This is a genomic window from Streptomyces sp. NPDC058308 (assembly GCF_042880275.1).
Taxonomy (GTDB): domain Bacteria; phylum Actinomycetota; class Actinomycetes; order Streptomycetales; family Streptomycetaceae; genus Streptomyces.
In genome coordinates, this window is sequence record NZ_JBHVZA010000004.1 from 1 (window position 1) to 23260 (window position 23260).

Annotated in this window: 24 protein-coding genes and 1 pseudogene; 16 read left to right on the top strand and 9 right to left on the bottom strand. The window is 70.5% G+C overall.

Annotated features, from left to right (window positions below):
- Positions 1 to 69: 69 nt before the first annotated feature.
- Positions 70 to 1170: a septation protein SepH gene (gene sepH / locus ACFVYL_RS07295; RefSeq protein ID WP_389713516.1), complete on the bottom strand. Its 1101-nt coding sequence runs from the start codon at positions 1168 to 1170 to the stop codon at positions 70 to 72.
- Positions 1171 to 1633: 463 nt separating this feature from the next.
- Here sepH and ACFVYL_RS07300 point away from each other — a divergent pair, with 463 nt between their 5' ends.
- Positions 1634 to 2914, top strand: coding sequence for a hypothetical protein (locus ACFVYL_RS07300; RefSeq protein WP_389713517.1), 1281 nt, complete (start codon positions 1634 to 1636; stop codon positions 2912 to 2914).
- 8 nt (positions 2915 to 2922) lie between these two features.
- Here the strand turns inward: ACFVYL_RS07300 and ACFVYL_RS07305 are convergent, their stop codons facing one another.
- Both ACFVYL_RS07305 and ACFVYL_RS07310 read right to left on the bottom strand, forming a co-directional pair.
- Positions 2923 to 4248 carry a D-arabinono-1,4-lactone oxidase gene (locus tag ACFVYL_RS07305; protein ID WP_389713518.1) on the bottom strand — a complete coding sequence of 442 codons (1326 nt, stop codon included), beginning with the start codon at positions 4246 to 4248 and terminating at the stop codon, positions 2923 to 2925.
- A complete protein-coding gene (locus ACFVYL_RS07310) occupies positions 4202 to 5446 on the bottom strand; it encodes an MFS transporter (RefSeq protein ID WP_389713519.1) in 1245 nt (414 codons plus the stop codon). The genes ACFVYL_RS07305 and ACFVYL_RS07310 overlap by 47 nt, the downstream gene beginning before the upstream one ends.
- 175 nt (positions 5447 to 5621) lie before the next feature.
- On the opposite strand from ACFVYL_RS07310, the gene ACFVYL_RS07315 reads away from it, so the two are divergent.
- Entirely contained in the window at positions 5622 to 6749 is a 1128-nt protein-coding gene (locus tag ACFVYL_RS07315; RefSeq protein WP_389713520.1) for a ferrochelatase, read from the top strand.
- 28 nt (positions 6750 to 6777) lie between these two features.
- Positions 6778 to 7575 (top strand): inositol monophosphatase family protein, encoded by a 798-nt coding sequence (locus ACFVYL_RS07320; RefSeq protein ID WP_389713936.1) that lies wholly within the window; start codon positions 6778 to 6780, stop codon positions 7573 to 7575.
- Positions 7576 to 7684: 109 nt separating this feature from the next.
- Here the strand turns inward: ACFVYL_RS07320 and ACFVYL_RS07325 are convergent, their stop codons facing one another.
- Positions 7685 to 7858, bottom strand: coding sequence for a hypothetical protein (locus tag ACFVYL_RS07325; RefSeq protein WP_361731879.1), 174 nt, complete (start codon positions 7856 to 7858; stop codon positions 7685 to 7687).
- A gap of 325 nt (positions 7859 to 8183) precedes the next feature.
- Here ACFVYL_RS07325 and ACFVYL_RS07330 point away from each other — a divergent pair, with 325 nt between their 5' ends.
- From ACFVYL_RS07330 to ACFVYL_RS07345, 4 genes are all read left to right on the top strand, one after another.
- On the top strand, positions 8184 to 8837 hold the full coding sequence (locus ACFVYL_RS07330; RefSeq protein ID WP_389713522.1) for a response regulator transcription factor: 654 nt from the start codon (positions 8184 to 8186) through the stop codon (positions 8835 to 8837).
- Positions 8838 to 8843: 6 nt separating this feature from the next.
- Complete coding sequence (locus ACFVYL_RS07335) at positions 8844 to 10091, top strand: sensor histidine kinase (protein WP_389713523.1); 1248 nt, start codon at positions 8844 to 8846, stop codon at positions 10089 to 10091.
- Positions 10092 to 10485: 394 nt separating this feature from the next.
- On the top strand, positions 10486 to 10782 hold the full coding sequence (locus tag ACFVYL_RS07340; RefSeq protein WP_055544889.1) for a DUF4193 domain-containing protein: 297 nt from the start codon (positions 10486 to 10488) through the stop codon (positions 10780 to 10782).
- Between the two features lie 13 nt (positions 10783 to 10795).
- Entirely contained in the window at positions 10796 to 11737 is a 942-nt protein-coding gene (locus ACFVYL_RS07345) for a hypothetical protein (RefSeq protein ID WP_389713525.1), read from the top strand.
- A gap of 178 nt (positions 11738 to 11915) precedes the next feature.
- Here ACFVYL_RS07345 and ACFVYL_RS07350 read toward each other — a convergent pair whose 3' ends face one another.
- Positions 11916 to 12368, bottom strand: coding sequence for a DUF3093 domain-containing protein (locus ACFVYL_RS07350; RefSeq protein WP_389713527.1), 453 nt, complete (start codon positions 12366 to 12368; stop codon positions 11916 to 11918).
- A gap of 58 nt (positions 12369 to 12426) precedes the next feature.
- Between ACFVYL_RS07350 and ACFVYL_RS07355 the strand changes: the two genes are divergently transcribed.
- The 9 genes and pseudogenes from ACFVYL_RS07355 (at position 12427) to ACFVYL_RS07395 (ending at position 20654) form a co-directional block, all read left to right on the top strand.
- Complete coding sequence (locus tag ACFVYL_RS07355; protein ID WP_389713529.1) at positions 12427 to 13011, top strand: PaaI family thioesterase; 585 nt, start codon at positions 12427 to 12429, stop codon at positions 13009 to 13011.
- Entirely contained in the window at positions 13008 to 13550 is a 543-nt protein-coding gene (dut, locus tag ACFVYL_RS07360; protein WP_389713531.1) for a dUTP diphosphatase, read from the top strand. The genes ACFVYL_RS07355 and dut overlap by 4 nt, the downstream gene beginning before the upstream one ends.
- Before the next feature lies 1 nt (position 13551).
- Positions 13552 to 14322, top strand: a complete 771-nt coding sequence (locus tag ACFVYL_RS07365) for a DUF3710 domain-containing protein (RefSeq protein WP_389713532.1) — start codon at positions 13552 to 13554, stop codon at positions 14320 to 14322.
- A gap of 218 nt (positions 14323 to 14540) precedes the next feature.
- Positions 14541 to 15773 (top strand): alginate lyase family protein, encoded by a 1233-nt coding sequence (locus ACFVYL_RS07370; protein ID WP_389713533.1) that lies wholly within the window; start codon positions 14541 to 14543, stop codon positions 15771 to 15773.
- Positions 15774 to 15881: 108 nt separating this feature from the next.
- A pseudogene (locus ACFVYL_RS07375) lies at positions 15882 to 16001 on the top strand (ABC transporter ATP-binding protein); the annotation flags it as partial.
- A gap of 142 nt (positions 16002 to 16143) precedes the next feature.
- Positions 16144 to 18690: an ATP-binding protein gene (locus ACFVYL_RS07380; protein WP_389713534.1), complete on the top strand. Its 2547-nt coding sequence runs from the start codon at positions 16144 to 16146 to the stop codon at positions 18688 to 18690.
- A 31-nt stretch (positions 18691 to 18721) separates the two neighbouring features.
- On the top strand, positions 18722 to 19405 hold the full coding sequence (locus tag ACFVYL_RS07385) for a response regulator (protein WP_389713535.1): 684 nt from the start codon (positions 18722 to 18724) through the stop codon (positions 19403 to 19405).
- A 106-nt stretch (positions 19406 to 19511) separates the two neighbouring features.
- Positions 19512 to 19910: an OB-fold nucleic acid binding domain-containing protein gene (locus ACFVYL_RS07390; RefSeq protein WP_389713536.1), complete on the top strand. Its 399-nt coding sequence runs from the start codon at positions 19512 to 19514 to the stop codon at positions 19908 to 19910.
- A 3-nt stretch (positions 19911 to 19913) separates the two neighbouring features.
- Positions 19914 to 20654: a DUF3159 domain-containing protein gene (locus tag ACFVYL_RS07395; protein WP_389713538.1), complete on the top strand. Its 741-nt coding sequence runs from the start codon at positions 19914 to 19916 to the stop codon at positions 20652 to 20654.
- A gap of 253 nt (positions 20655 to 20907) precedes the next feature.
- Here the strand turns inward: ACFVYL_RS07395 and ACFVYL_RS07400 are convergent, their stop codons facing one another.
- The 4 genes from ACFVYL_RS07400 to ACFVYL_RS07415 form a co-directional block, all read right to left on the bottom strand.
- Entirely contained in the window at positions 20908 to 21573 is a 666-nt protein-coding gene (locus tag ACFVYL_RS07400; protein ID WP_361731847.1) for a TrkA family potassium uptake protein, read from the bottom strand.
- Positions 21573 to 22241, bottom strand: a complete 669-nt coding sequence (locus ACFVYL_RS07405) for a potassium channel family protein (protein WP_389713539.1) — start codon at positions 22239 to 22241, stop codon at positions 21573 to 21575. The genes ACFVYL_RS07400 and ACFVYL_RS07405 overlap by 1 nt, the downstream gene beginning before the upstream one ends.
- A 251-nt stretch (positions 22242 to 22492) precedes the next feature.
- Positions 22493 to 22732 (bottom strand): hypothetical protein, encoded by a 240-nt coding sequence (locus ACFVYL_RS07410; protein WP_389713540.1) that lies wholly within the window; start codon positions 22730 to 22732, stop codon positions 22493 to 22495.
- Entirely contained in the window at positions 22732 to 23064 is a 333-nt protein-coding gene (locus ACFVYL_RS07415) for an ArsR/SmtB family transcription factor (protein WP_389713542.1), read from the bottom strand. The genes ACFVYL_RS07410 and ACFVYL_RS07415 overlap by 1 nt, the downstream gene beginning before the upstream one ends.
- Positions 23065 to 23260 lie beyond the last annotated feature (196 nt).

Sequence of the window (23260 nt, forward strand, 5' to 3'; positions counted from 1 at the left end):
GGCCACACCCGGCCGGGTGTGGCCCCCCACTCCGTAGACAGCTGCCTGAGCGGCTTTCCCGCCGAGGCGCTATTCCTGCTTCTTGCGGCGCGTGCCGAAGACGATCTCGTCCCAGCTGGGCACCGCGGCGCGGCGGCCCGGGCGCACGCCGTCGGCCTCGGCCTGACGGTCCGTGGAGCCGACGAGGCGGTCGCGGTGGCTCGCCACCGAGCGCGGCATGAGCACGTCCGCGTAGGCCGCGCCGGCGCCCGCCGATGCCGCCGGGGGCTCCTCGGCGTCCGGCTCCTGCTCGGGCTCCTCCTGGGCGGGCGGCGGCAGTTCCGTGGTGGTCGTGGCCGAGGGGCGCTCGGGTACGACCATGTCGCCGCGGAAGCTGGGCACCGCCTCCAGGAGGCTGGTCAGCGAGTCGCGCTCCTGTTCGGCGACCGCGGAGCCGGCGCCGGTGCCTTCCTCCGGCGATTCGGCCGGGGGCAGCGGGATGCTCGGGCGCTCCAGCTGACGGTCCAGGGCGCGGTCGAGCGGCCGGTCCGCGGGGCGGTCCCGGGGCAGCCGGGCGATGCGCGGCACGAACGGGAAGCTGGGCTCGGGCGCGGAGACGTCGTCCGTTTCGCCGATGAGCGAACGCGCCTCGTCGTCCACGGCCTGGACGAGCCGCCGGGGCGGGTCGTACGTCCAGCTCGCGCAGTGCGGTTCGGTCGCGACGCGGTAGACGAGCAGGACCTCCCACGTGCCGTCGTCACGGCGCCAGGAGTCCCACTGGACGGTGTCCTTGTCGACGCCCCGCAGCATCAGCCGTTCCTGCACGGCCTCGCCGAGCTGGGGTCCGGTGTTCTCGCCGGGACGGCGCACGGGGGTCTTCCTGGCGCGCTCCGCCATGAAGGCGCGCTCCGCGAGCACGGGTCCTTCGAAGCGGCGGACGCGGTCGACGGGGATGCCGGCGAACTGGGCCACTTCTTCCGCGCTGGCGCCGGCACGTATCCGTGCCTGGATGTCGCGCGGTCGGAGGTGGCTCTCCACCTCGATCTCGATCTGTCCGAGTCGGGGCCTGTCGCCGCGGACTGCGGCACGCAGCCGTTCGTCGATCGGAAGCGTGTACTCCGTGCTGTCCGCAGCTTTGAGCACCAGCCGTGTGCCGTCGTTGCTGACGGCCACGACACGCAGTTCGGGCATGGGGACCTCCCGGGTGGTGCCTGCCGACGTCACGTGCGTCGCTGCTTCCGCTAGTCGAGTGTGGCCTGCCCGGGTGCAGCCTGCCACAACCTTGCCGAGTTGCCCGGCGTGTCGGGCATGGGCCCTGGATCGCCGTTATGGCACGGTTACCATTTCGCAACGCTAAGTGACGAGGTTCGTCACCCTGTGCAGCGAGCCCCCCACCCGGCGGTCCTTCGAGGCCCCGGGCACCCTGGCGGGAGACCGGACCCAGGGCTCGCAACAGTACTCCATTCGGGCCACGCGGGTGGACCGCCGCGCCGCCGAACTTCTCATGGAGGACGGCAGTTGGCGCCCGCTCCGGCCCTGTCACGCCTCCACGCGGGTGGCGCACTTCACGGTATGTCCCGAAACGGAACTAAACACTTCGCCCATACGTCCCTGTCTCGTGTAGTCGGTCGAGAAAGGCAGGCAAGGGTCGGAGATGCGTGAAAAGCCGGATTCCGGCAAGGAGTCGAAGGACCAGGAGGAGCCGGGCGAGAAGCGGCGCCTCGATCTGAGTGTGCCGCAGGTGGCCGGAAGTGCCATCGCCGCGGTCGTGGCGGCGAAGCTCGCCTCGAACCTCGGCGTCTACGGAACGATCCTCGGCGCCGGTGTCGTGAGCGCGATCGCGACCTGTGGCGGCACCGTCTTCCAGCATTTCTTCAAGCGTACGGGCGAGCAGATACGTGACGTCACGGTGCAGGCCAAGCCGAGGGCCCGGCAGGTTCCGGTGACGGCCGCGACGCAGGTGCCCGAGACATTCAGGACCGCCGCCAGGGCCGCCGCCTATCCGGGAGCTCTCGGCGCGACGGGCCCGGTGACCACGACGTGGGGGAGACCGGAGGCGGCCGCCCCCGGCACCGATGCCGACGCGACCGCGCTGTTGCCCACGGCGGGGGACGCGGATCCCGCGGCGGATCCCACCGCGGTCCTGCCCGCCGCGGGCACGGACCCCACGACGGTGCCGCCGCCCGCGGGCGACGCGGATGCCACGACGCTGCTGCCCACCGCGGGAGCCGGTGCCGACGCCGAGAGGACGCAGCTTCTCGGGGCGGTCGACGCCACCCAGGCGCTGCCGCACGACGACGCCACGCGCGTGTTGCGCACCACGGGCCCCGGCCAAGTGCCGACGCCGACGACCGCCTTCGAACCGGCACTCCCGTCGGAGGAGTTCACCGAGGGCACCACGCACCGCACGCAGGTCCGCAGCTGGAAGCGGCCGTTGATCGCCGCGGCCGTCGTCTTCGGTGTCGCCATGGCGGGTATCACCACGTACGAGCTGGTCTCCGGCAAGGACCTGAGCGGCGGCGAGGGCACCACGATCAGCAACGGTGTCTCGGGGCACAACTCCTCTCCGAGGAAGCAGCCCCCGCCCGCGGACGAACCCTCCGTACAGCCTTCGGACGACGGCACGCCGGGCACGGATGACGGCTCCCGGCAGGGCGGCGACAACGCGTCGCAGGACCCGAACGGGACCGGCGGCGACAACTCCGGCAACGGCACGGGGAACGGCAACGGCACCGACTCCGGTTCGAAGGACGACACCGGAAACGGCACCGGCACGGACCCGGACAAGGGCAAGGACGACGGCTCCGACTCCGGGGACGACAGTTCCACGACGGACCCGACGCCCACGCCCAAGCCCACCCCGACGCCCACGCCCTCGAAGGGCTCGGGCACGGGCGGAGACCCGCAGCAGGGCGGCGCTACGCCCACTCCGTAGCGGACGTTTCAGGCGCCCAGGACCCGCCGCAGGTAGTCGTTGCCGAACAGGCGGTCCGGGTCGAGGCGGTCGCGCAGGGCCGTGAACTCGCCGAAGCGGGGGTACGCCTTGGAGAAGTACTCCGCGTCGCGCGTGTGCACCTTGCCCCAGTGCGGCCGCCCCTCGTGCGCGGTGAAGATCCGCTCGGCGGCCGTGAAGTACGCCTGGTACGGCGTGCCCCGGTACATGTGGACGGCGATGTACGCGCTCTCCCGGCCCGACGCCGTGGAGAGCGTGATGTCGTCGGCGGGGGACGTGCGGACCTCCACGGGGAAGCTGATCCGCAGCGGCGAGCGGTCCACCATCGCCTTCAGTTCGCGCAGGGTCTCCACGAGGACCTCGCGCGGGACCGCGTACTCCATCTCCATGAACCGGACGCGGCGCGGGCTGGTGAAGACCTTGTAGGGGATGTCCGTATAGGTCCGCGCGGAGAGCGCCTTGCTGGAGATCTTGGCGATGCCGGGGATGGCCGCGGGGACGGCGCGGCCGAGGGAATTGACCACCTGGAAGAGGCCGTTGGAGAGCAACTCGTCCTCTACGAAGGCGCTGATCCGGCCGGGCGGAGCCGCGGGGCCCGGGCTGCGGTTGTTGCGCTTGGTGTTGCAGTTGCCGGTGTGCGGGAACCAGTAGAACTCGAAGTGCTCGTTCTCGGTGACGAGTGCGTCGAAGTCGTCGGTGACCCTGTCGAAGGTCATCGGCTCCTCGCGAGCGGTGAGGTAGAAGACCGGTTCCACGGCGAAGGTGATGGCCGTGATGACGCCGAGGGCGCCGAGCCCTGTCCTGGCCGCGGTGAACACCTCGGGGTTCTCGTCGGCGGAGCAGGTCAGGACCGTGCCGTCCGCGGTGACCAGCTCAAGTCCCGTTATCTGGGCGGAGATCGAGGCCGAGTCGCGGCCCGTGCCGTGCGTGCCGGTGCTGACGGCTCCGGAGACGGTCTGCTCCATGATGTCGCCCATGTTCGTGAGCGACAGACCCTCGCGGGCCAGCGCCGTGTTCAGGCGCTTCAGCGGAGTGCCGGCCTCCACGGTGACCGTGCCGGCCGCGCGGTCGATCGCCCGGATGCCGGTGAGCAGGTCGGGGCGTATGAGGAGGCCGTCGGTCGCGGCGGTCGCCGTGAAGGAGTGGCCCGTGCCGACGGGCTTCACCTTCAGGCCGTCCTCCTTGGCCCGGCGCACGGCCGCGACCAGCTCGTCGACCGAGGCGGGGGTGGTCTCCCGGGCCGGCCGCGCGGTCACGTTGCCCGCCCAGTTACGCCACGTCGCTGTGCTCTTCCCGCTGCTCGTGCCCGTATTCATGGGTCCCTCCCCGTCGCGGAACCGGCCGCTTCAGCCGGCGATACCCCAGGAATCCGACCGCGACCGCGACGGCTCCGGAGATCCCCGGCACCCCGTATCCGGCGTCCGATCCCGCGGCGTCGATGACCCACCCGGCCGCGGAGGAGCCGAGCGCGACCCCGACCGCGAGCCCGGTGCTCACCCAGGTCATGCCCTCGGTCAGTTTCGCGCGTGGTACGTGCTGCTCGACGAGGGCCATCGTCGTGATCATTGTCGGTGCGATGGAGAGGCCCGCGACGAACAACGCCACGGCCAGAAACGGAAGGTTCCCGACCAGTTGAAGCGGGATCATACTCACGGCCATCGCACAGACACCCAGCAGCCACCGGGGGGCCGGCGCCCCCTCGAAGCGCAGGAGCCCGAAGGCCGCGCCCGCCACGCAGGAGCCGAGCGCGTAGACGGCGAGCACCAGGCTGGCCGCGGACTTGTGGCCCTGGTCCTCCGCGTACGCCACGGTGACCACGTCGATCGAACCGAAGATCGCGCCGGTCGCGACGAAGGTGGCGACCAGCACCTGCAGGCCCCCGGAGCGCAGCGCCGACTCCCTGGTGTGGTGTTCCCGCGGATGCGGCACCGGCTCGGTGGCCCGCTGGGCCGTCAGCCAGAAGACGCCCACCGCGAGGAAGGCCCCGGCCAGCAGCGGACCGGCCTCCGGGAACCACACCGTGGAGAGACCGATCGAGATGATCGGCCCGAAGATGAAGCAGATCTCGTCCACCACCGACTCGAAGGAGTACGCGGTGTGCAGCTGCGGGGTGTCGCGGTACAGGACGGCCCAGCGCGCCCGGATCATCGAGCCCACGCTCGGCACGCAGCCGACCAGGGCGGCGAAGAGGAACAGCGTCCAGTCGGGCGCCTCGAACTTCGCACAGAGCAGCAGCCCGGCGACCGCGGCCAGGGAGACCAGCGTCGCGGGCCTGAGCACCCGGCGCTGGCCGTGCCGGTCCACGAGCCGGGAGATCTGCGGCCCGATCGCGGCGGCCGACAGCGCGACCGTCGCCGACAGGGCGCCCGCGAGGCCGTAACGCCCGGTGAGCTGCGACACCATGGTCACGATGCCGATGCCCATCATCGACAGCGGCATGCGGCCGAGGAACCCGGCGCTGGAGAAGGCCTTCGTGCCGGGGGCGGCGAAGATGGCGCGGTAGGGGCTGGGCACGTGGACTCCGCTAGGGCTCCGGAACGGCTGCCGCTTCCGTGGCGGCGGAGGCTCCGGGTAAGGCGTAAAGATGGCCAATACAGGTTACGGCTCCGAAGCGGCCTGGCGCACCGGGTTTTTCCGTTCGGCGGAGGCCGTTTTCCGGCTGTCAGTGGCGGGTGGCAGGATCGGATGCATGTCCGATGCGCTGGATTCGACTCCCTATGACGCCCTGCTGTTGCTCTCGTTCGGCGGCCCAGAAGGCCCGGACGACGTCGTCCCGTTCCTGGAGAACGTGACGCGCGGGCGCGGCATCCCCACGGAGCGGCTCAAGGAGGTGGGGCAGCACTACTTCCTGTTCGGCGGGGTCAGCCCGATCAACGACCAGAACCGCGCCCTCCTGGACGCCCTGCGCAAGGACTTCGTGGAGCACGGCCTGGACCTGCCGGTCTACTGGGGCAACCGCAACTGGGCGCCCTATCTGACCGACACCCTGCGCGAGATGGTCACCGACGGCCACCGCCGCATCCTGACCCTGGCCACCAGCGCGTACGCCTCGTACTCGGGCTGCCGTCAGTACCGCGAGAACCTCGCGGACTCCCTGGCCGTCCTGGAGTCCGAGGGCCTCGAACTGCCCAAGGTCGACAAGCTCAGGCACTACTTCAACCACCCCGGCTTCGTCCGCCCCATGATCGACGGTGTTCTGAAGTCCCTCTCCGAACTCCCCGAGGACGTGCGGGACGGAGCGCACCTGGCCTTCACCACGCACTCCATCCCGACCGCCGCCGCGGACACCTCCGGCCCCGTCGAGGAGCACGGCGACGGCGGTGCGTACGTCAAGGAGCACCTGGACGTGGCCCGCCTCATCGCCGACGCCGTCCAGGAGGAGACCGGCGCCGCGCACCCCTGGGAGCTCGTCTACCAGTCGCGCAGCGGCGCCCCGCACATCCCGTGGCTGGAGCCGGACATCTGCGACCACCTGGAGGAGCGGCACGCGGCAGGTGCCCCCGCCGTGGTCATGGTCCCCATCGGGTTCGTCTCGGACCACATGGAGGTCCTGTACGACCTCGACACCGAGGCCGAGGCCAAGGCCGCGGAGCTGGGTCTTCCGGTGCGCCGATCGGCGACCGTCGGCGCCGACCCGCGGTTCGCCGCGGCGATCAGGGAACTGGTCCTTGAGCGGGCCGCCGCGGAGAGCGGCGCGGCCGTCACCCCCTGCGCCCTGGGCTCCCTCGGCCCGAGCCATGACCTGTGCCCGGTGGGCTGCTGCCCCGCCCGCGCCCCGAAGCCCGCGGCCGCGGGCGCCGACAGCCCGTACGCGTAAAGAACCCCGAGGTAACGCAGTGACCGACGTGACCGACCTCAAGGCAGAACTCCTCGCCCTCGCCCTGGAGGCCGCGCACCGCGCCGGAGCCTTCCTGCGCGACGGACGGCCCGACGACCTCGGCGTGGCCGCCACCAAGTCGAGCGCCGTCGACGTCGTCACCGAGATGGACATCGCCTCCGAGAAGCTGATCACCGCCTTCCTCGCCGAGCGCAGGCCGGCCGACGGCGTGCTCGGCGAGGAGGGCGCGAGCTCCGAGGGCACCAGCGGCGTCCAGTGGGTCGTCGACCCCATCGACGGCACCGTCAACTACCTCTACGGCCGCCCCGACTGGTCCGTGTCCATCGCCGCCCGCAAGGACGGCGAGACGCTCGTCGGAGTCGTGCACGCGCCGATGCGCGGGGAGACGTACCGCGCGGTCCTCGGAGAGGGCGCCCACCTCAACGACGTGCCCGCCCGGGTGCGCCCCGCCCCCTCCCTGGACCAGGCCCTGATCGGCACCGGCTTCGGGTACATCGCTGAGCGCCGCGCGCAGCAGGCCGAGGTGGCGCGTCACCTGATCCCGAAGGTCCGGGACATCCGGCGCGGCGGCTCGGCCGCGATCGACCTGTGCGACGTCGCGGTGGGCCGCCTCGACGCGTACTACGAGCGGGGGCTGAACCCGTGGGACTTCGCGGCAGGCGACCTCGTCGCGCGGGAAGCGGGCGCGCTGACCGGTGGCCGCCCCGGAGAGGCGCTCTCGGGCGAGCTGGCCATCGCGGGGCCGCCCGCCCTCTTCGAGACGCTCCAGGGCCTCCTGGAGGACCTCGGCGCCTGGCACGACTGACCCACGAAGGGCCCCCGCACACACGGAAGGACCCCCGCACACACGGAAGGGCCCCGGCACCTCGTCCCACAGGTGCCGGGGCCCTTCCGTGTGTGTACTGGGACGTCGGTCAGGCGTGCAGGGCGCCCACCTCGACGCCGTGCTCGGCCGCCAGGCGGTGGAGGTCTTCCAGCTCGGCCAGCTCGACCTCGGCAAGGAAGTCGTCGCCCGTCTCACGGGCCTTCGTGAGGTCGGACTCCGTGGCCTCTATGCGCTGCAGCAGTCCTGCGGTGAATGCGTCCATGGTTGCGCCCCCTCGGCTGGGTCGTGGGTCGATGGCACGGGGGTGTGCCCTCAAGGAAGGGGCGATCACGTCTCAAGCCGCTCTGCGGAAAGCAGTTTGTGGCGTGCTACATACAAAGCGTGATCGCGGGTGTAAACCCGTCCTCCCCTCGCTCGGTTCCGCAGAAACCTCAACCCGCGGAGAAAATCCGGCATTCCCGCGACCCGGCCCCGGGCCCGGCTCCGATGACAGGCTGTCTTACAGCCGGTTTATGGCCGAAAGGGGCAGGATGGAGCCCTACCCCACGACAGACCTGCCCGCAGGGGCACAGAGGAAGGACAGCGACGTGCGCGTACTCGTCGTCGAGGACGAGCAGCTGCTCGCCGATGCGGTGGCCACCGGACTGCGCCGGGAGGCCATGGCCGTCGACGTCGTGTACGACGGAGCGGCCGCTCTGGAGCGCATCGGCGTCAACGACTACGACGTCGTGGTGCTCGACCGGGACCTCCCGCTCGTCCACGGCGACGACGTCTGCCGCAAGATCGTCGAGCTCGGCATGCCGACCCGCGTCCTGATGCTCACCGCGTCGGGCGACGTCAGCGACCGCGTCGAGGGCCTGGAGATCGGCGCCGACGACTACCTCCCCAAGCCCTTCGCGTTCAGCGAGCTCACGGCACGCGTGCGTGCCCTCGGACGGCGTACCAGCGTGCCGCTGCCGCCCGTCCTGGAGCGCGCCGGGATCAAGCTCGACCCCAACCGCCGCGAGGTCTTCCGCGACGGCAGGGAGATCCAGCTGGCCCCCAAGGAGTTCGCCGTCCTCGAAGTGCTGCTGCGCAGCGAGGGCGCGGTGGTCTCCGCCGAGCAGCTCCTGGAGAAGGCCTGGGACGAGAACACGGACCCGTTCACGAACGTCGTCCGGGTGACCGTCATGACCCTGCGCCGCAAGCTCGGCGAGCCCCCCGTCATCGTGACGGTGCCCGGCTCCGGCTACCGGATCTGATCCCCGGTGGCCGCGTCCCCGGCGCCACCAGCCGCGCCTCCGAAGCCCACGTGGGACCCGCGCAAGGTCGAACCGCCCTTCCCGTGGCTGCGTCCCACGATCCGTATACGCCTCACGCTGCTCTACGGCGGCATGTTCCTGATCGCGGGCATCCTGCTGCTCTCGATCATCTATCTGCTCGCCGCGCAGGCCCTGAACGTGGGCAGCGAGCTGCCGTTCCAGGTCACCGGCAACAGCACCGTGAGCAGTCAGACCTGCGAGAGTTTCCGGGGTCTTTCCGAGCACCCCACCGAAGTGCAGCTCAACAACGCGTTGAACGACTGCGTCAACCAGGTGCGCCAGCACGCCCTGGACAATCTCCTCAGCCGCTCGCTGCTCGCCCTCCTGGGTCTCGCCGTGATCGCCTTCGCCTTCGGCTACGCGATGGCGGGCCGGGTCCTCTCGCCGCTCGGCCGCATCACGCGCACCGCGCGCAGGGTGGCCGGCACGGACCTGTCCCGGCGCATCGAACTGGACGGCCCCGACGACGAGTTGAAGGAGCTTTCGGACACCTTCGACGAGATGCTGGACCGTCTGGAACGCGCCTTCACCGCCCAGCAGCGGTTCGTCGGCAACGCCTCGCACGAGCTGCGCACGCCCCTGGCGATCAACCGCACGCTCCTGGAGGTGCACCTCTCCGACCCCGGGGCGCCGCCCGAGCTCCATCAGCTCGGCAAGACCCTGCTCGCCACCAACGAGCGCAGCGAGCAGCTCGTGGAGGGTCTGCTGCTCCTCGCCCGCAGTGACAACCAGATCGTGGAGCGCAAACCGGTCGACCTCGCCGAGGTCGCCGACCGCGCCGTGGACCAGGTGCGCGCCGAGGCCGACGCGAAGGGCGTGGAGATCCGCGGAGAGCGCGCTCCGGCCGTCGTGCAGGGCAACGGCGTCCTCCTGGAGCGGATCGCCCTGAACCTCGTACAGAACGCCGTCAGGTACAACGTGCCGGACGAGGGCTGGGTCGAGGTCACCACGGAGGCCCAGCACGGCCAGGCGGTCCTGGTGGTGTCGAACACGGGTCCCGTGGTGCCCGCGTACGAGATCGACAACCTCTTCGAGCCGTTCCGGCGGCTGCGGACCGAGCGGACGGGCAGTGACAAGGGCGTCGGTCTCGGCCTGTCGATCGCCCGGTCGGTGGCGCGGGCCCACGGGGGCCGTATCATCGCGGAGCCGCGCGAGGGGGGTGGGCTCGTCATGCGAGTCACCCTTCCTCTCTGAGATGCTGCCGCGGACGCGCCGCGATGTTCGCTCAACGCGGAATTTCCGGGCCTCTTCCTGGGAATTTCATGTGTGATCGATCACAGGGGCGAATTTTCGGTCCATCTACTCTCCGTGATCGTGAAAGTCGTCGGAAAGCCGGGAAAATCCGGGTTTTTAGGGGTCTTGATCACGGGAAGTACACGGGGTGGCGCCTGTGAAGTGCGACATTCGGACCGTGTACGGTCCCGATCGCCATCCAAACCGATCACCCCTCCAGGGGTCCGGTTGGGTGTCGATTGAGTAACAGACCTTGATGTGAGGCAAAATCTCCGCTTCAGGTCGGGCACAAGTCCGGCCTCTCACGCGTTACGAGCGCTTGAGACACCGCAGACACCCAGAGGGGGAGAGCGACATGGCAACGGACTACGACACCCCACGTAAGACCGACGATGACGTCAATGAGGACAGCATCGAGGAACTCAAGGCACGGCGGAACGACAAGTCGACCTCGGCCGTCGACGTCGACGAGTTCGAGGCCGCCGAGGGCCTTGAGCTGCCCGGCGCCGACCTTTCCAACGAGGAGCTCGCCGTCCGCGTGCTCCCGAAGCAGCAGGACGAGTTCACCTGCATGAGCTGCTTCCTGGTGCACCACCGCAGTCAGCTGGCCCGCGAGAAGAACGGCCAGCCGATCTGCCGCGACTGCGACTGAGGCGGGGTCGGCCGTGACTGGCTCGACCCCGTCCTGGAAGCGCCGCTTCCGCAAGCGCGGGGCGGACGAGGCCGGCGTCCCGGACGCCGGTGTGTGTGACGACGGGCGAGGCTCTTCCGCGACTGGGGCAGCCTCGCTCGAACCGGTGACCGCCGCCGAGGCGGCGCCGGACGAGACGGCGGTCGACAGGGCGCCCAGGACCACTCGGAAAGCCGGTGAGGCCGGGTCCAGGGGCGGCCGCGTTGCCGCCGTCACGGGCGGAGTGATGCAAGGCGTGCGCATGGGCGGGCGCGGCGCCAAGGCCGGCATCGGCTATCTCGCCGACCGGCTCATCGAGAACGCCCCGCGGATCCCGGTCCGCGATCTGGCGACCCTCCGCAAGCAGTTCCCGGGCCTCGGCCCCGAGCAGCTCGCGGACAAACTCGTCGCGGGCGCCGCCAACGCCACGTCCACCGTAGGTGCGGGAGTGGGGGCCGCGGCGATGCTGCCGGTGCCGCCCGCGATGCCCGCCGAGCTCGCGGCGGAGATCACCGGCGTCGCCGCCATAGAGCTGAAGCTGATCGCCGAGCTGCACGAGGTCTACGGCCGACGGCCCGAGGGCAACCTCAAGCAGCGCAGCATGGCGTACCTGAACTCCTGGTCCGAGGAGCGCGGTATCGACGTCGCCAAGCCGGCGACCTTCAACACCGCGCTGGGCGGCCAGATGAAGCGCGAGCTGCGCCAGCAGATCATGAAGCGGATGGTCCGCAACCTGCCGAACCTCATGCCCTTCATGGTGGGCGCCGCGGTCGGAGCGGTCATGAACCGCCGGGACACCAAGAAGCTGGCCGGACGGATCCGGCAGGACCTGCGCAAGACGCAGGTGCCGTGGGACGCGCTGGCGGAGCTGCCGCCTCTGGAGAAGCCGGACGATCCTCTGCGGGTGGGGGAGGTCCCCCGGGAGCTGGGGCGCTGAGCTCGGCCCCTGTGTGCCCCTCGCCGCCGTGCCGCAGGCGGTACGGCTGTTCTTCTTTCGTGGGCCTGCGCTTCCGTGTCGGTCTGCGCTTTCGTGCCGGTCTGCGGGCCGCCTCTGGCTGGTCGCGCAGTTCCCCGCGCCCCTGATGCAGTTCCCCGCGCCCCTGATCCCGCGACCCTTACGGGGCGCTTTGGCGTACCGCGTCCAGCGCCGCCGACAGTTCCTCCGGGTGTCTCGTGGAGACGTACACGTACGGGGTGGGGTCATCGCGGTCCGTGACGTTCACCCGCAGCGCCGTGGGGATGTAGGCGCGCAGCAGCATGTAGGCGCGCGGGTCGGCCTTGTAAGTGCGCCAGGCGCGGGTCTCCTCGCCGGTCAGGACCTCCGCGTCGCCCAGGGCGGACACCGGGATCTTCGCGTCCCCCGCGACCAGTGAGCCCGCCACCACCCGGACGCGCACGGCGCCGTACGCGCTGGTGACGACCGCTGCCACAGCCGTGCCGCCGACCAGGCCGCCGAGGAGCGGCAGGGTGCCGAACGGCAGCAGGATCAGGGCCATCGCGACGCCCACCAGGACCGAGGCGAACCACCACGAACGGGGCGCGGTCAGGCGTTCTTCATAAGGCTGCATGGAACCAAGCTTGGCACGGTGCGGTTGCCGCGCTGACGCGGAGGTAAGGTCTGCGCCTGTGAGTGGTACATCTGCAGCTCTGACGCCCCCGGCCGACGCGATAGCGCCCGTCCGCCACCCCGACGCGCCCGCCCCGGGTGAGCTCATCGGTGCCCATTACGAGCACTGTTTCGGCTGTGGTGAGGGACAGGCGCACGGACTGCACCTCGCGGCGCGAGCCGGTGAGGGCGTGGCCATCACCGCCGAGTTCACCGTGCGCGAGGCGCATCAGGGTGCCCCCGGCCTCGCCCATGGCGGCGTCCTCGCCACCGCGCTCGACGAGACGCTCGGCTCGCTGAACTGGCTGCTGCGCGTGATCGCCGTGACCGGGCGGCTCGAGACCGACTTCGTGCGGCCCGTGCCGCTGGGCACCGTGCTGTACCTGGAGGCCGAGGTCACCGCCGTAGCCGGACGGAAGATCTATTCGACCGCCACCGGACGGATCGGCGGTCCCGACGGGCCCGTCGCCGTCCGCGCCGACGCCCTCTTCATCGAGGTGAAGGTCGACCACTTCATCGACAACGGCCGCCCGGAGGAGATCCAGGCGGCCATGAACAACCCGGACCAGGTCCGGCGTGCCCGCGCTTTCGAGGTGAACCCGTGACGCCCTCCGACGAGCTGAACGTGCTGATCAGGCGCGTCGACCCCGATGTACCGCTGCCCGCGTACGCGCAGCCCGGTGACGCCGGTGCCGATCTGCGCACGACGGAGTCCCGCGAACTCGCCCCCGGCGAGCGCGCGGTCCTGCCGACCGGGGTGTCCATCGCGCTCCCCGAGGGGTACGCGGCCTTCGTGCACCCCCGTTCCGGGCTCGCCGCCCGCTGTGGTGTCGCTCTGGTGAATGCCCCGGGGACGGTGGATGCCGGGTACCGTGGGGAGATCAAGGTGATCGTGGTGAATCTCGATCCGCGCGAGGCCGTGCGGTTCGAGCGCTTCGACCGGATTGCCCAACTGGTCGTCCAGCAGGTCGAGAAGGTCCGCTTCCAGGAGGTGGCGGAGCTTCCCGCATCGGCGCGGGCCGAGGGGGGCTTCGGGTCCACCGGTGGCCATGCCGCCGTGGGCGTCGGCCCAGGTGTGAGCCCGGGTGATCAAACGGGTGGGAATCGATACGCATCGGTCGTATCCGACCGGGAAGGACAGTGACGTGTTCGGACGTCGCAAGAAGGACAGTGCCGCCGAGGACGCGGCGGGCGCGGACGAGCAGGTCGTCGACGGCATGGACAGCGATGACTCCGCTGACGCCGGCGTCGCGCGCTCGCGCGCGAGGCTCGAGCCCGAGCCCCGTCCCGACGGCCCCTGGGACCTCTCCGAGGTCCGTGAGCCCGGCGAGGGCCGCGTGGACCTCGGTGGGCTCTTCGTGCCGGGCGTCGAGGGCATGGAGCTGCGGGTGGAGGTCGCGGGCGACGCGATCGTCGCGGCCACCGTCGTGCTCCAGGACAGCGCCATCCAGCTGCAGGGCTTCGCCGCCCCCAAGAAGGAGGGCATCTGGGGCGAGGTCCGCGAGGAGATCGCCTCGGGCATCACCCAGCAGGGCGGTGTCATCGACGAGGTCGAGGGCCCGCTCGGCTGGGAGCTGCGTGCCCAGGTTCCGGTGCAGCTGCCGGACGGTACGGGCGGCGTGCAGGTCGTGCGCTTCATCGGCGTCGACGGGCCGCGCTGGTTCCTGCGCGGTGTGATCTCCGGGCAGGGCGCGGTGCAGCCGCAGACGGCCGGTCTCCTGGAGCAGATCTTCCGGGACACGGTCGTCGTGCGCGGCGAGGGCCCGATGGCGCCGCGTGACCCGATCGTCCTGAAGCTGCCGGACGACGCCCAGATGGTCGCGGAGAACGTCCAGCAGGAGCAGCAGGAGGGCTCGCGCTTCTCGGGCGGCATGGGGCAGCTCCAGCGCGGTCCCGAGATCACCGAGGTGCGCTGACCGCTCCTCCAACTCCCTTGTGACCCGCGGTGGTTCCGGTTCGTCCGGACCGCCGCGGGTCACAAGTGTGTACGGCCCCGCGGCATCCCGGTTCTTCGGCTCCATGTCTTGACGGAGGTCTGGTCCGTACCTATGGTCACGGGCCAACACCCGTGTTCAGAAAGGCGCTTGACGTTCACATACGAGAACCCGAGACCTCTCAGGACGGATGGTCCCCCATGCCGTACGCCTCCATCTCCGCACGCCGCCAGAACCGCCACAGAGCGCGACTTCCCTTAGGGGCGGCCGTCGTCGCCGCCGTGACCGCCCTGGTCGCCGGATTCGTGGCCTGGCCCGGCGCCGAGCGGGCCGAGGCCGCCCCCTCGTCCTTCGTCCACCCCGGAGTCACCGTCTCCCGCGGCCAGTTGGACTTCACCCGCGAGAAGGTCGCCGCGGGGGCCCAGCCCTGGAAGTCCGCCCACGAGCAGATGATGGGCAGCAAGTACGCCTCCCTCTCCCGCGCCCCCAAGCCCCGCGCGGTCGTGGAGTGCGGCTCGTACTCCGACCCCGACCACGGCTGCACCGACGAGCGCGAGGACGCGATAGCCGCGTACACCACCGCGCTCGCCTGGTACGTCACGCGTGACGAGCGCTACGCCGAGAAGTCCATCGAACTCATGGACGCCTGGTCGGCCACCCTCAAGGACCACACCAACAGCAACGCCCCGCTGCAGACCGGCTGGGCAGGATCCAGCTGGCCGCGCGCCGCCGAGATCATCAAGTACACGTACACGGGGAACTGGGCGAACTCCGCACGCTTCGCCACGATGCTGCGCGACGTCTACCTGCCCGAGGTCATCAACGGCTCCCACTCCAACGGCAACTGGGAGCTGTCGATGATGGAGGCGGCCGTCGGCATCTCCGTCTTCCTGGAGGACAAGGCGTCGTACGACAAGGCGATGGCGAAGTTCCGGACGCGCACGGCCGCGTACGTCTACCTCGCCTCCGACGGTGCGCTGCCGAAGACCGTGCCCAGCCAGCACCTCGACACCCGCGAGAAGATCGTCAAGTACTGGCAGGGCCAGGGGACGTTCACCACCGGCCTCACCCAGGAGACCTGCCGGGACCTCACCCACACCGGCTACGGCCTCTCCGCGATCTCCCACGTCGCCGAGACCAGCCGCGTCCAGGGCCAGGACCTCTACGCCACGGACGTCGGCGAGCGGCTGCGCCAGGGCCTCGGCTTCCAGGCCAGGTACGAGCTGGGGGAGGCGCCGCCCGCCTCGCTCTGCAAGGGCACCGTCCACCGCGGCCTGGGACCCGTCACCGAGGTCGGCTACAACGCCATCGCCGGCCGCCTCGGCCAGGCCATGACCAACACCCAGAAGCTCACCGAACGCAACCGCCCGGCCGGCTCCAACAACCTCTTCGTCGCCTGGGAGACCCTGACGCACGCGGGCAACCCGCGCTGATCCCGCACGCTCCGGCACTGGTCCGGACCTTGTCGGGCCGGGCATCCGGTGGCAATACTGGCGCCCGGCCCCTGCGGACCCAGGGGCGCACAAAAGGGGAGCGATCGGTGGCGCGCGGTCGTCCGCAGCGAGGGCGTCACCGCGCTGGTCGCCACGCACGACGCGACGCTGCCCGGCCTGGCCGACCGGGTCCTGGAACTGTGCGACGGCGCGGTCGTCACGCACTGACCTGCGTTCTCCGGCGCCGCGGCCGCTCGCATCAGGGTTGTGTCAAGGACGACACCCCCGCACCCCCTCGTCCGTAATGCCGGAATTGTTGGCCGTAAGGTCGACGCTGCGTACACAGCGTTTTCGGGAAGACAATGAGGCCATGGCACGCGGCAAGCTTCGGATCTACCTCGGTGCGGCACCGGGCGTCGGCAAGACGTACGCCATGCTCTCCGAGGCCCACCGCCGTACCGAGCGCGGCACCGACTGCGTGGTCGCCTTCGTGGAGCACCACGACCGGCCGCGCACCGAGGTGATGCTGAGCGGTCTGGAACAGGTCCCCCGCAAGGACCTGGAGTACCGCGGCACGGCCTTCACCGAGATGGACGTCGACGCGGTCCTGGAGCGCTCTCCCGCCATCGCCCTGGTCGACGAGCTCGCCCACACCAACGTCCCCGGCTCCCGCAACGCCAAGCGCTGGCAGGACGTCGAGGAGCTCCTCTCGGCCGGCATCGACGTCGTCTCCACGGTGAACATCCAGCACCTGGAGTCCCTGGGCGACGTCGTCGAGTCGATCACCGGCGTACGCCAGCGCGAGACGGTGCCTGACGAGGTGGTCCGCCGCGCCGACCAGATCGAGCTGGTCGACATGTCGCCCCAGGCGCTGCGCCGCCGCATGGCGCACGGCAACATCTACAAGCCCGACCGCATCGACGCCTCCCTCTCCAACTACTTCCGGCCCGGCAACCTCACGGCGCTGCGCGAGCTCGCCCTGCTCTGGGTCGCCGACCGCGTCGACGAGTACCTCCAGCAGTACCGGGGCGAGCACAACATTCGCTCCACCTGGCAGGCCCGCGAGCGCATCGTCGTCGGCCTGACCGGCGGGCCCGAGGGCCGCACCCTGATCAGACGCGCCTCCCGCATGGCCGCCAAGGGCTCCGGCAGCGAGATCCTCGCCGTCTACATCGCCCGCAGCGACGGCCTCACCGGCGCGTCCCCCAAGGAACTCGCCGTCCAGCGCACCCTGGTGGAGGACCTCGGCGGCACCTTCCACCACGTCATAGGGGACGACATACCGGCCGCGCTCCTGGACTTCGCGCGCGGCGTCAACGCCACCCAGATCGTCCTCGGCTCCTCCCGCCGCAAGACCTGGCAGTATGTCTTCGGGCCCGGCGTCGGCGCGACCGTCGCGCGGGACTCGGGGCCCGACCTGGACGTGCACATCGTCACGCACGGCGAGGTGGCCAAGGGGCGCGGCCTTCCCGTCGCCCGCGGGGCCCGCCTCGGCCGCTCCCGGGTCATCTGGGGCTGGCTGGTCGGCGTCGGCGGACCTGCGCTCCTGACGCTCCTGCTCGCCCATGTCGACGCCGATCTCGGCCTCGCCAACGACATGCTGCTCTTCCTGGCGCTCACGGTCGCCGCCGCGCTGGTGGGCGGGCTGTTCCCGGCGCTCGCGTCGGCGGCGTTCGGCTCGCTGCTCCTCAACTACTACTTCACGCCGCCGAAGCACCTGTGGACGGTCTCCGACAACAAGAACATCCTTGCGATCGCCGTCTTCGTGGGTGTCGCGGTGTCGGTGGCCTCCGTCGTGGACCTCGCGGCCCGGCGCACCGCCCAGGCGGCCCGGCTGCGGGCCGAGGCGGAGATACTCTCCTTCCTCGCCGGCAGCGTGCTGCGCGGCGAGACCAGCCTGGAAGCCCTTCTCGAACGCGTCCGCGAGACCTTCGCCATGGAGTCCGTGGCCCTTCTGGAGCGCGAGAGCGACACCGAGCCCTGGACCTGCGCGGGCAGCGCCGGCGACGGCCGCCCGCTGGAACGCCCCGAGGTCGCCGACGTGGACGTGCCCGTCGGCGACCACATGGCGCTCGCCCTGTCGGGCCGGGTCCTGCCCGCCGCGGACCGACGCGTGCTCGCCGCGTTCGCCGCGCAGGCCGCCGTCGTCCTGGACCGCCAGCGCCTGCTGTCCGAGGCCGACAAGGCCCGCACCCTCGCCGAGGGCAACCGCATCCGCACCGCCCTGCTCGCCGCCGTCAGCCACGATCTCCGTACGCCCCTCGCGGGCATCAAGGCGGCCGTGTCCTCGCTGCGCTCCGACGACGTGGAGTGGTCCGATGAGGACGAGGCCGAGCTCCTCGAAGGCATCGAGGCGGGCGCCGACCGCCTGGAGCACCTCGTCGGCAACCTCCTCGACATGTCCCGCCTGCAGACCGGCACCGTCACCCCGCTGATCCGCGAGATCGACCTCGACGAGGTCGTCCCCATGGCCCTGGGCGGGGTGCCCGACGGCAGCGCGGACCTCGACATCCCCGAAACGCTGCCGATGGTCGCCGTCGACAAGGGCCTCCTGGAGCGGGCGGTCGCCAACGTCGTCGAGAACGCCGTGAAATACGCCCCCGACGGGGAGCCCGTCAAGGTCTCCGCCAGCGCTCTCGGCGAGCGGGTCGAGATCCGCGTGGTGGACCGCGGCCCCGGTGTCCCCGACAGTGCGAAGGACCGCATCTTCGCGCCCTTCCAGCGCTACGGTGACGCTCCGCGCGGCGCCGGGGTGGGTCTCGGCCTCGCCGTCGCCCGTGGCTTCGCCGAGGCCATGGGCGGCACCCTCGCCGCCGAGGACACCCCCGGCGGCGGCCTCACCATGGTCCTCACCCTGCGGGCGGCGGCCGGGCGGCCGCAGACCCGCTCGGAGCTCTCGGCACAGGTCACCTCGTGACCTCGAACAGATGCCAGAAAGGCAGGCAATCATGACCCGGGTGCTCGTGGTCGACGACGAGCCGCAGATCGTACGTGCCCTCGTGATCAACCTGAAGGCGCGCAAGTACGAGGTGGACTCGGCCCCCGACGGCGCCACCGCGCTGCAGGTCGCCGCCGCCCGCCACCCCGACGTGATCGTGCTCGACCTCGGTCTGCCCGACATGGACGGCGTGGAGGTCATCAGGGGCCTGCGCGGCTGGACGCGCGTCCCGATCCTGGTCCTCTCCGCCCGGCACAGCTCGGACGAGAAGGTCGAGGCACTGGACGCGGGCGCCGACGACTACGTGACCAAGCCCTTCGGCATGGACGAGCTCCTCGCCCGGCTGCGCGCCGCCGTCCGCAGGGCGGAGCCCACCGGACCGGGCGAGGACGACGTGATGGTCGACACCGGGGACTTCTCCGTCGACCTGGCCGCCAAGAAGGTCAACCGCGAGGGCCGCGACGTCCGCCTCACCCCCACCGAGTGGCACCTCCTGGAGGTCCTGGTGCGCAACACCGGCCGCCTGGTCAGCCAGAAGCAGTTGCTCCAGGAGGTCTGGGGCCCCTCGTACGGCACGGAGACGAACTACCTCCGCGTCTACATGGCGCAACTGCGCCGCAAGCTGGAGACGGACCCGGCGCATCCGCGGCACTTCATCACGGAGCCGGGAATGGGATACCGGTTCGAGAAGTGACCGGATTATTCGCTTCAGGGGGCGTCACAGCGGGTACTGAGCGGACATAAGCACAGATGAGCGCACCGCTTTCCGCTGTGTCGGCGTACCCCGGTACGCTTCTTGTATGAGTGCTGTTCCTGGTTCCGAAAAGCCGGCGGGCCGCTTCCGGCGCATGCTCGACCGGCTCTCCTCCTCACAGGAGGACCTGGAGTCGGAGGAGCTGAGGGAGGACGCCGAGACAGCGGGCTGCGTCCGCATCGGCGACTGCCGCGACCGCCAGATAGTCACCGTTACTGGTACCTTGCGCACGGTCACCCTGCGACCACGCGCCGGGGTTCCCGCGCTGGAGGCCGAGCTGTTCGACGGTTCGGCGGCGCTGGACGTGGTGTGGCTCGGCAGGCGCTCCATCGTGGGAATCGAACCGGGGCGCAGGCTGATCGCATCCGGCCGGATCTCGGAGAGCCGGGGCCGCCGGGTGCTCTTCAACCCCAAGTACGAACTCAGACCCCTCGGACGGGAGTAGCCGGTGACGTCCCTCGACAAGCCGACGGACCATGGGAACACGGATCAGGACGCCGATTCCCGGGCCGTGACCGAGGCAGCGCTCTTCGAAGCCTTCGGCGGCGTGCGGGGCATGGTGGAGACGGTCGTCCCCGGCCTGCTCTTCGTGACCATCTTCACGATCAACAAGGACCTGCACATGTCGGCCATCGCGGCCCTCGCGGTGTCCCTGGTGCTCGTCGTGGTCCGCCTGGTCATGAAGGACACCGTCAAGCACGCCTTCAGCGGCGTCTTCGGCGTCGTCTTCGGCGTGGTCTTCGCGATGATGACCGGCAACGCCAAGGACTTCTACCTGCCGGGCATGCTCTACACCCTCGGCCTCTCCCTGGCCTACATGATCACGACCCTCGCGGGCGTGCCCTTGATCGGCCTCATCCTGGGCCCGGTCTTCAAGGAGAACCTCTCCTGGCGCACCCGCAACCCGGGCCGCAAGAAGGCCTACGCGAAGGCCAGTTGGGCCTGGGGCCTGATCCTGCTCGCCAAGTGCGCGATCCTCTTCCCGCTGTACTGGTGGGCGGACACGACCCAGTTCGGCTGGGTCCTGGTGGCCCTGAAGATCCCCCCGTTCCTCCTGGCCGTCTACTTCACCTGGGTCTTCCTGGCCAAGGCCCCGCCCCCCATCGACGTCTTCGCGGAGATGGAAGCAGCGGAAAAGGCGGAGGAGACCCGCAAGGCGGAACGCGAGCGGGAGCGCCGGGACGCCTAGGCGCGACGTCTGCCGCTTCCAGCGGCGCGGGGAACCGCTTCTAGGGGCGCGGGGAACTGCGCACCCAGCCGCGGCGCAGGCGCACTGTGCGGGGACGCGGGCCCCGGGTGACCGGTTTTCCAGGGGCGCGGGGAACTGCGCGACAAGCCACGACGCACCCGCAGGCATCGCGAGACGCAGAAAGAAACGATGGGGGCGCCCGGGAACTTCCCGGGCGCCCCCCATCGACGTACCGCCAGCCGCAACGGCGACCTCAGTCCCGCCGAACCGACAACAGGTCCTCCAACTGCTCCTCCCGAGCCTGCGCCGCCACGAAGAGCAACTCGTCCCCCGCCTCCAGAGAATCGTCCGCGGTCGGCGCGAGAACCCGCGTACCGCGGATGATCGTGACGAGCGAGGTGTCCTCGGGCCACTGCACGTCGCCGACCTGCGTGCCCGCGAGGGCCGACTCGGGCGGCAGCGTCAGCTCGACGAGGTTCGCGTCACCGTGGCTGAAGCGGAGCAGCCGCACGAGGTCGCCGACGCTCACCGCCTCCTCGACGAGCGCGGACATCAGGCGCGGCGTGGAGACCGCGACGTCGACGCCCCAGGACTCGTTGAAGAGCCACTCGTTCTTGGGGTTGTTGACGCGGGCGACGACGCGCGGGACGCCGTACTCCGTCTTGGCGAGCAGCGAGACGACGAGGTTGACCTTGTCGTCGCCGGTCGCGGCGATCACGACGTTGCAGCGCTGCAGCGCCGCCTCGTCGAGGGAGGTGATCTCGCAGGCGTCGGCGAGCAGCCACTCGGCCTGCGGGACGCGTTCGACGGAGATGGCCGTCGGCGCCTTGTCGATGAGAAGGACCTCGTGGCCGTTCTCCAGGAGCTCACCGGCGATGGAACGTCCCACCGCGCCGGCTCCGGCAATGGCGACCCTCATCAGTGACCGCCCTCCTCGGGGCCTTCGGCGAACGCCGCTTCGACCTTGTCGACCTGGTCGGTGCGCATCATCACGTGCACCAGGTCACCCTCCTGCAGAACCGTCTGCGAGGTCGGCAGCACCGCCTCGCCCAGCCGGGTGAGGAAGGCCACGCGCACGCCGGTCTCCTCCTGGAGCTGGCTGATCTTGTGCCCGATCCAGGCCGCCGACGCGTGCACCTCGGCGAGCTGCACACCGCCGGTGGGGTCGCGCCAGAGCGGCTCGGCGCCGGACGGGAGCAGCCGGCGCAGCATCTGGTCGGCGGTCCAGCGGACCGTGGCGACCGTCGGGATGCCCAGGCGCTGGTAGACCTCGGCGCGGCGCGGGTCGTAGATGCGGGCCGCGACGTTCTCGATGCCGAACATCTCGCGGGCCACGCGGGCGGCGATGATGTTGGAGTTGTCGCCGCTGGAGACGGCGGCGAAGGCGCCCGCCTCCTCGATGCCGGCCTCGCGCAGGGTGTCCTGGTCGAAGCCGACGCCGGTCACGCGGCGGCCGCCGAACCCGGCGCCCAGGCGACGGAAGGCCGTCGGGTCCTGGTCGACCACGGCGACCGTGTGCCCCTGCTGTTCGAGGTTCTGTGCGAGAGCGGACCCGACTCTCCCGCAGCCCATGATGACGATGTGCACCTGTCCGTTACCCCGCACTCCTGGTCATCCCGCTGACCTGCGAAAACATCGTGCTCACTCTTCTCTCTCACTCTGCTGGAAACAACGGGGCAACAGCGTGCGGCGTTGCCAAGAGACGAGCTTAAGCCGCAACCGGGTTCACACACTCACCCGCGTAGACGCGAAAGGACCGGCGCGGGATGAGGCCCGGCCGGATCCTGGGAGCACCCGGTGCGGCGCGGCGGGCCCGGCAGGCGACCGGGCGGGCCCGGTCAGTCGACGCTGCGGAGCAGGCCCTCGACGTTCTGCAGCCGGTGGCCGAGCTCGACGAGCTGCAGGCGGTTCGCCTCCTGCTCGGACCTGGCGCGCTCGACGGCCTCGCGGTAACCCTGCATGGCCTCGGCGTATTGGCGGTCGCGTTCCTTGTTGCGCTGCGTCTGGAAGTACGCGACGGCGACGACCGCGCCGGCGAGTATCAGGAAAAAGGCGACCGGGATGATCACGTCTTCCACTAGGACGTCCCCCTTGATGAGTGCTGTTCGTCTTCGCCCGGCCGGTCCTGCCGGAGGGCGGCGACGATCGTATCCACGTTCAACCGGACGTCGAACGGCGCCAGTTCGAAGTACTTGAGCGCCTTGCCGTCGTCGGAGAGCTCCAAGCGGCCGACGACGAGACCGGCCTTCTCCATGCGTTCCAGATGCATGTAGAGCAGGGGGCGGGACACCCCGAGCCGACGGGCCAGTTCGCTGACGTACAGCTGTCCCGCGGAGAGCTCGTTGATGATCCGGATGCGCTGCGTGTGGCCGATCGCCGCGAGAAAAGCCAGTAGCTCCTCGCTGTCCATGGCCCGCCTTCGCGCTGGTCCCGAAACCTGTCAGTCAAGGCTTACGTATGACGGGTTCTGCTGTCAATCCGCGTTCTTCCGGCTTGCGCCCGGCGCTCGGAGCGCCACCTCTCCGTCTCGAATGACAGTTGACGACTCGTTCCGACACCTGTCAGTCTCCTCTTACACATGAAGCAAGAGGCATCGATGGGGGAAC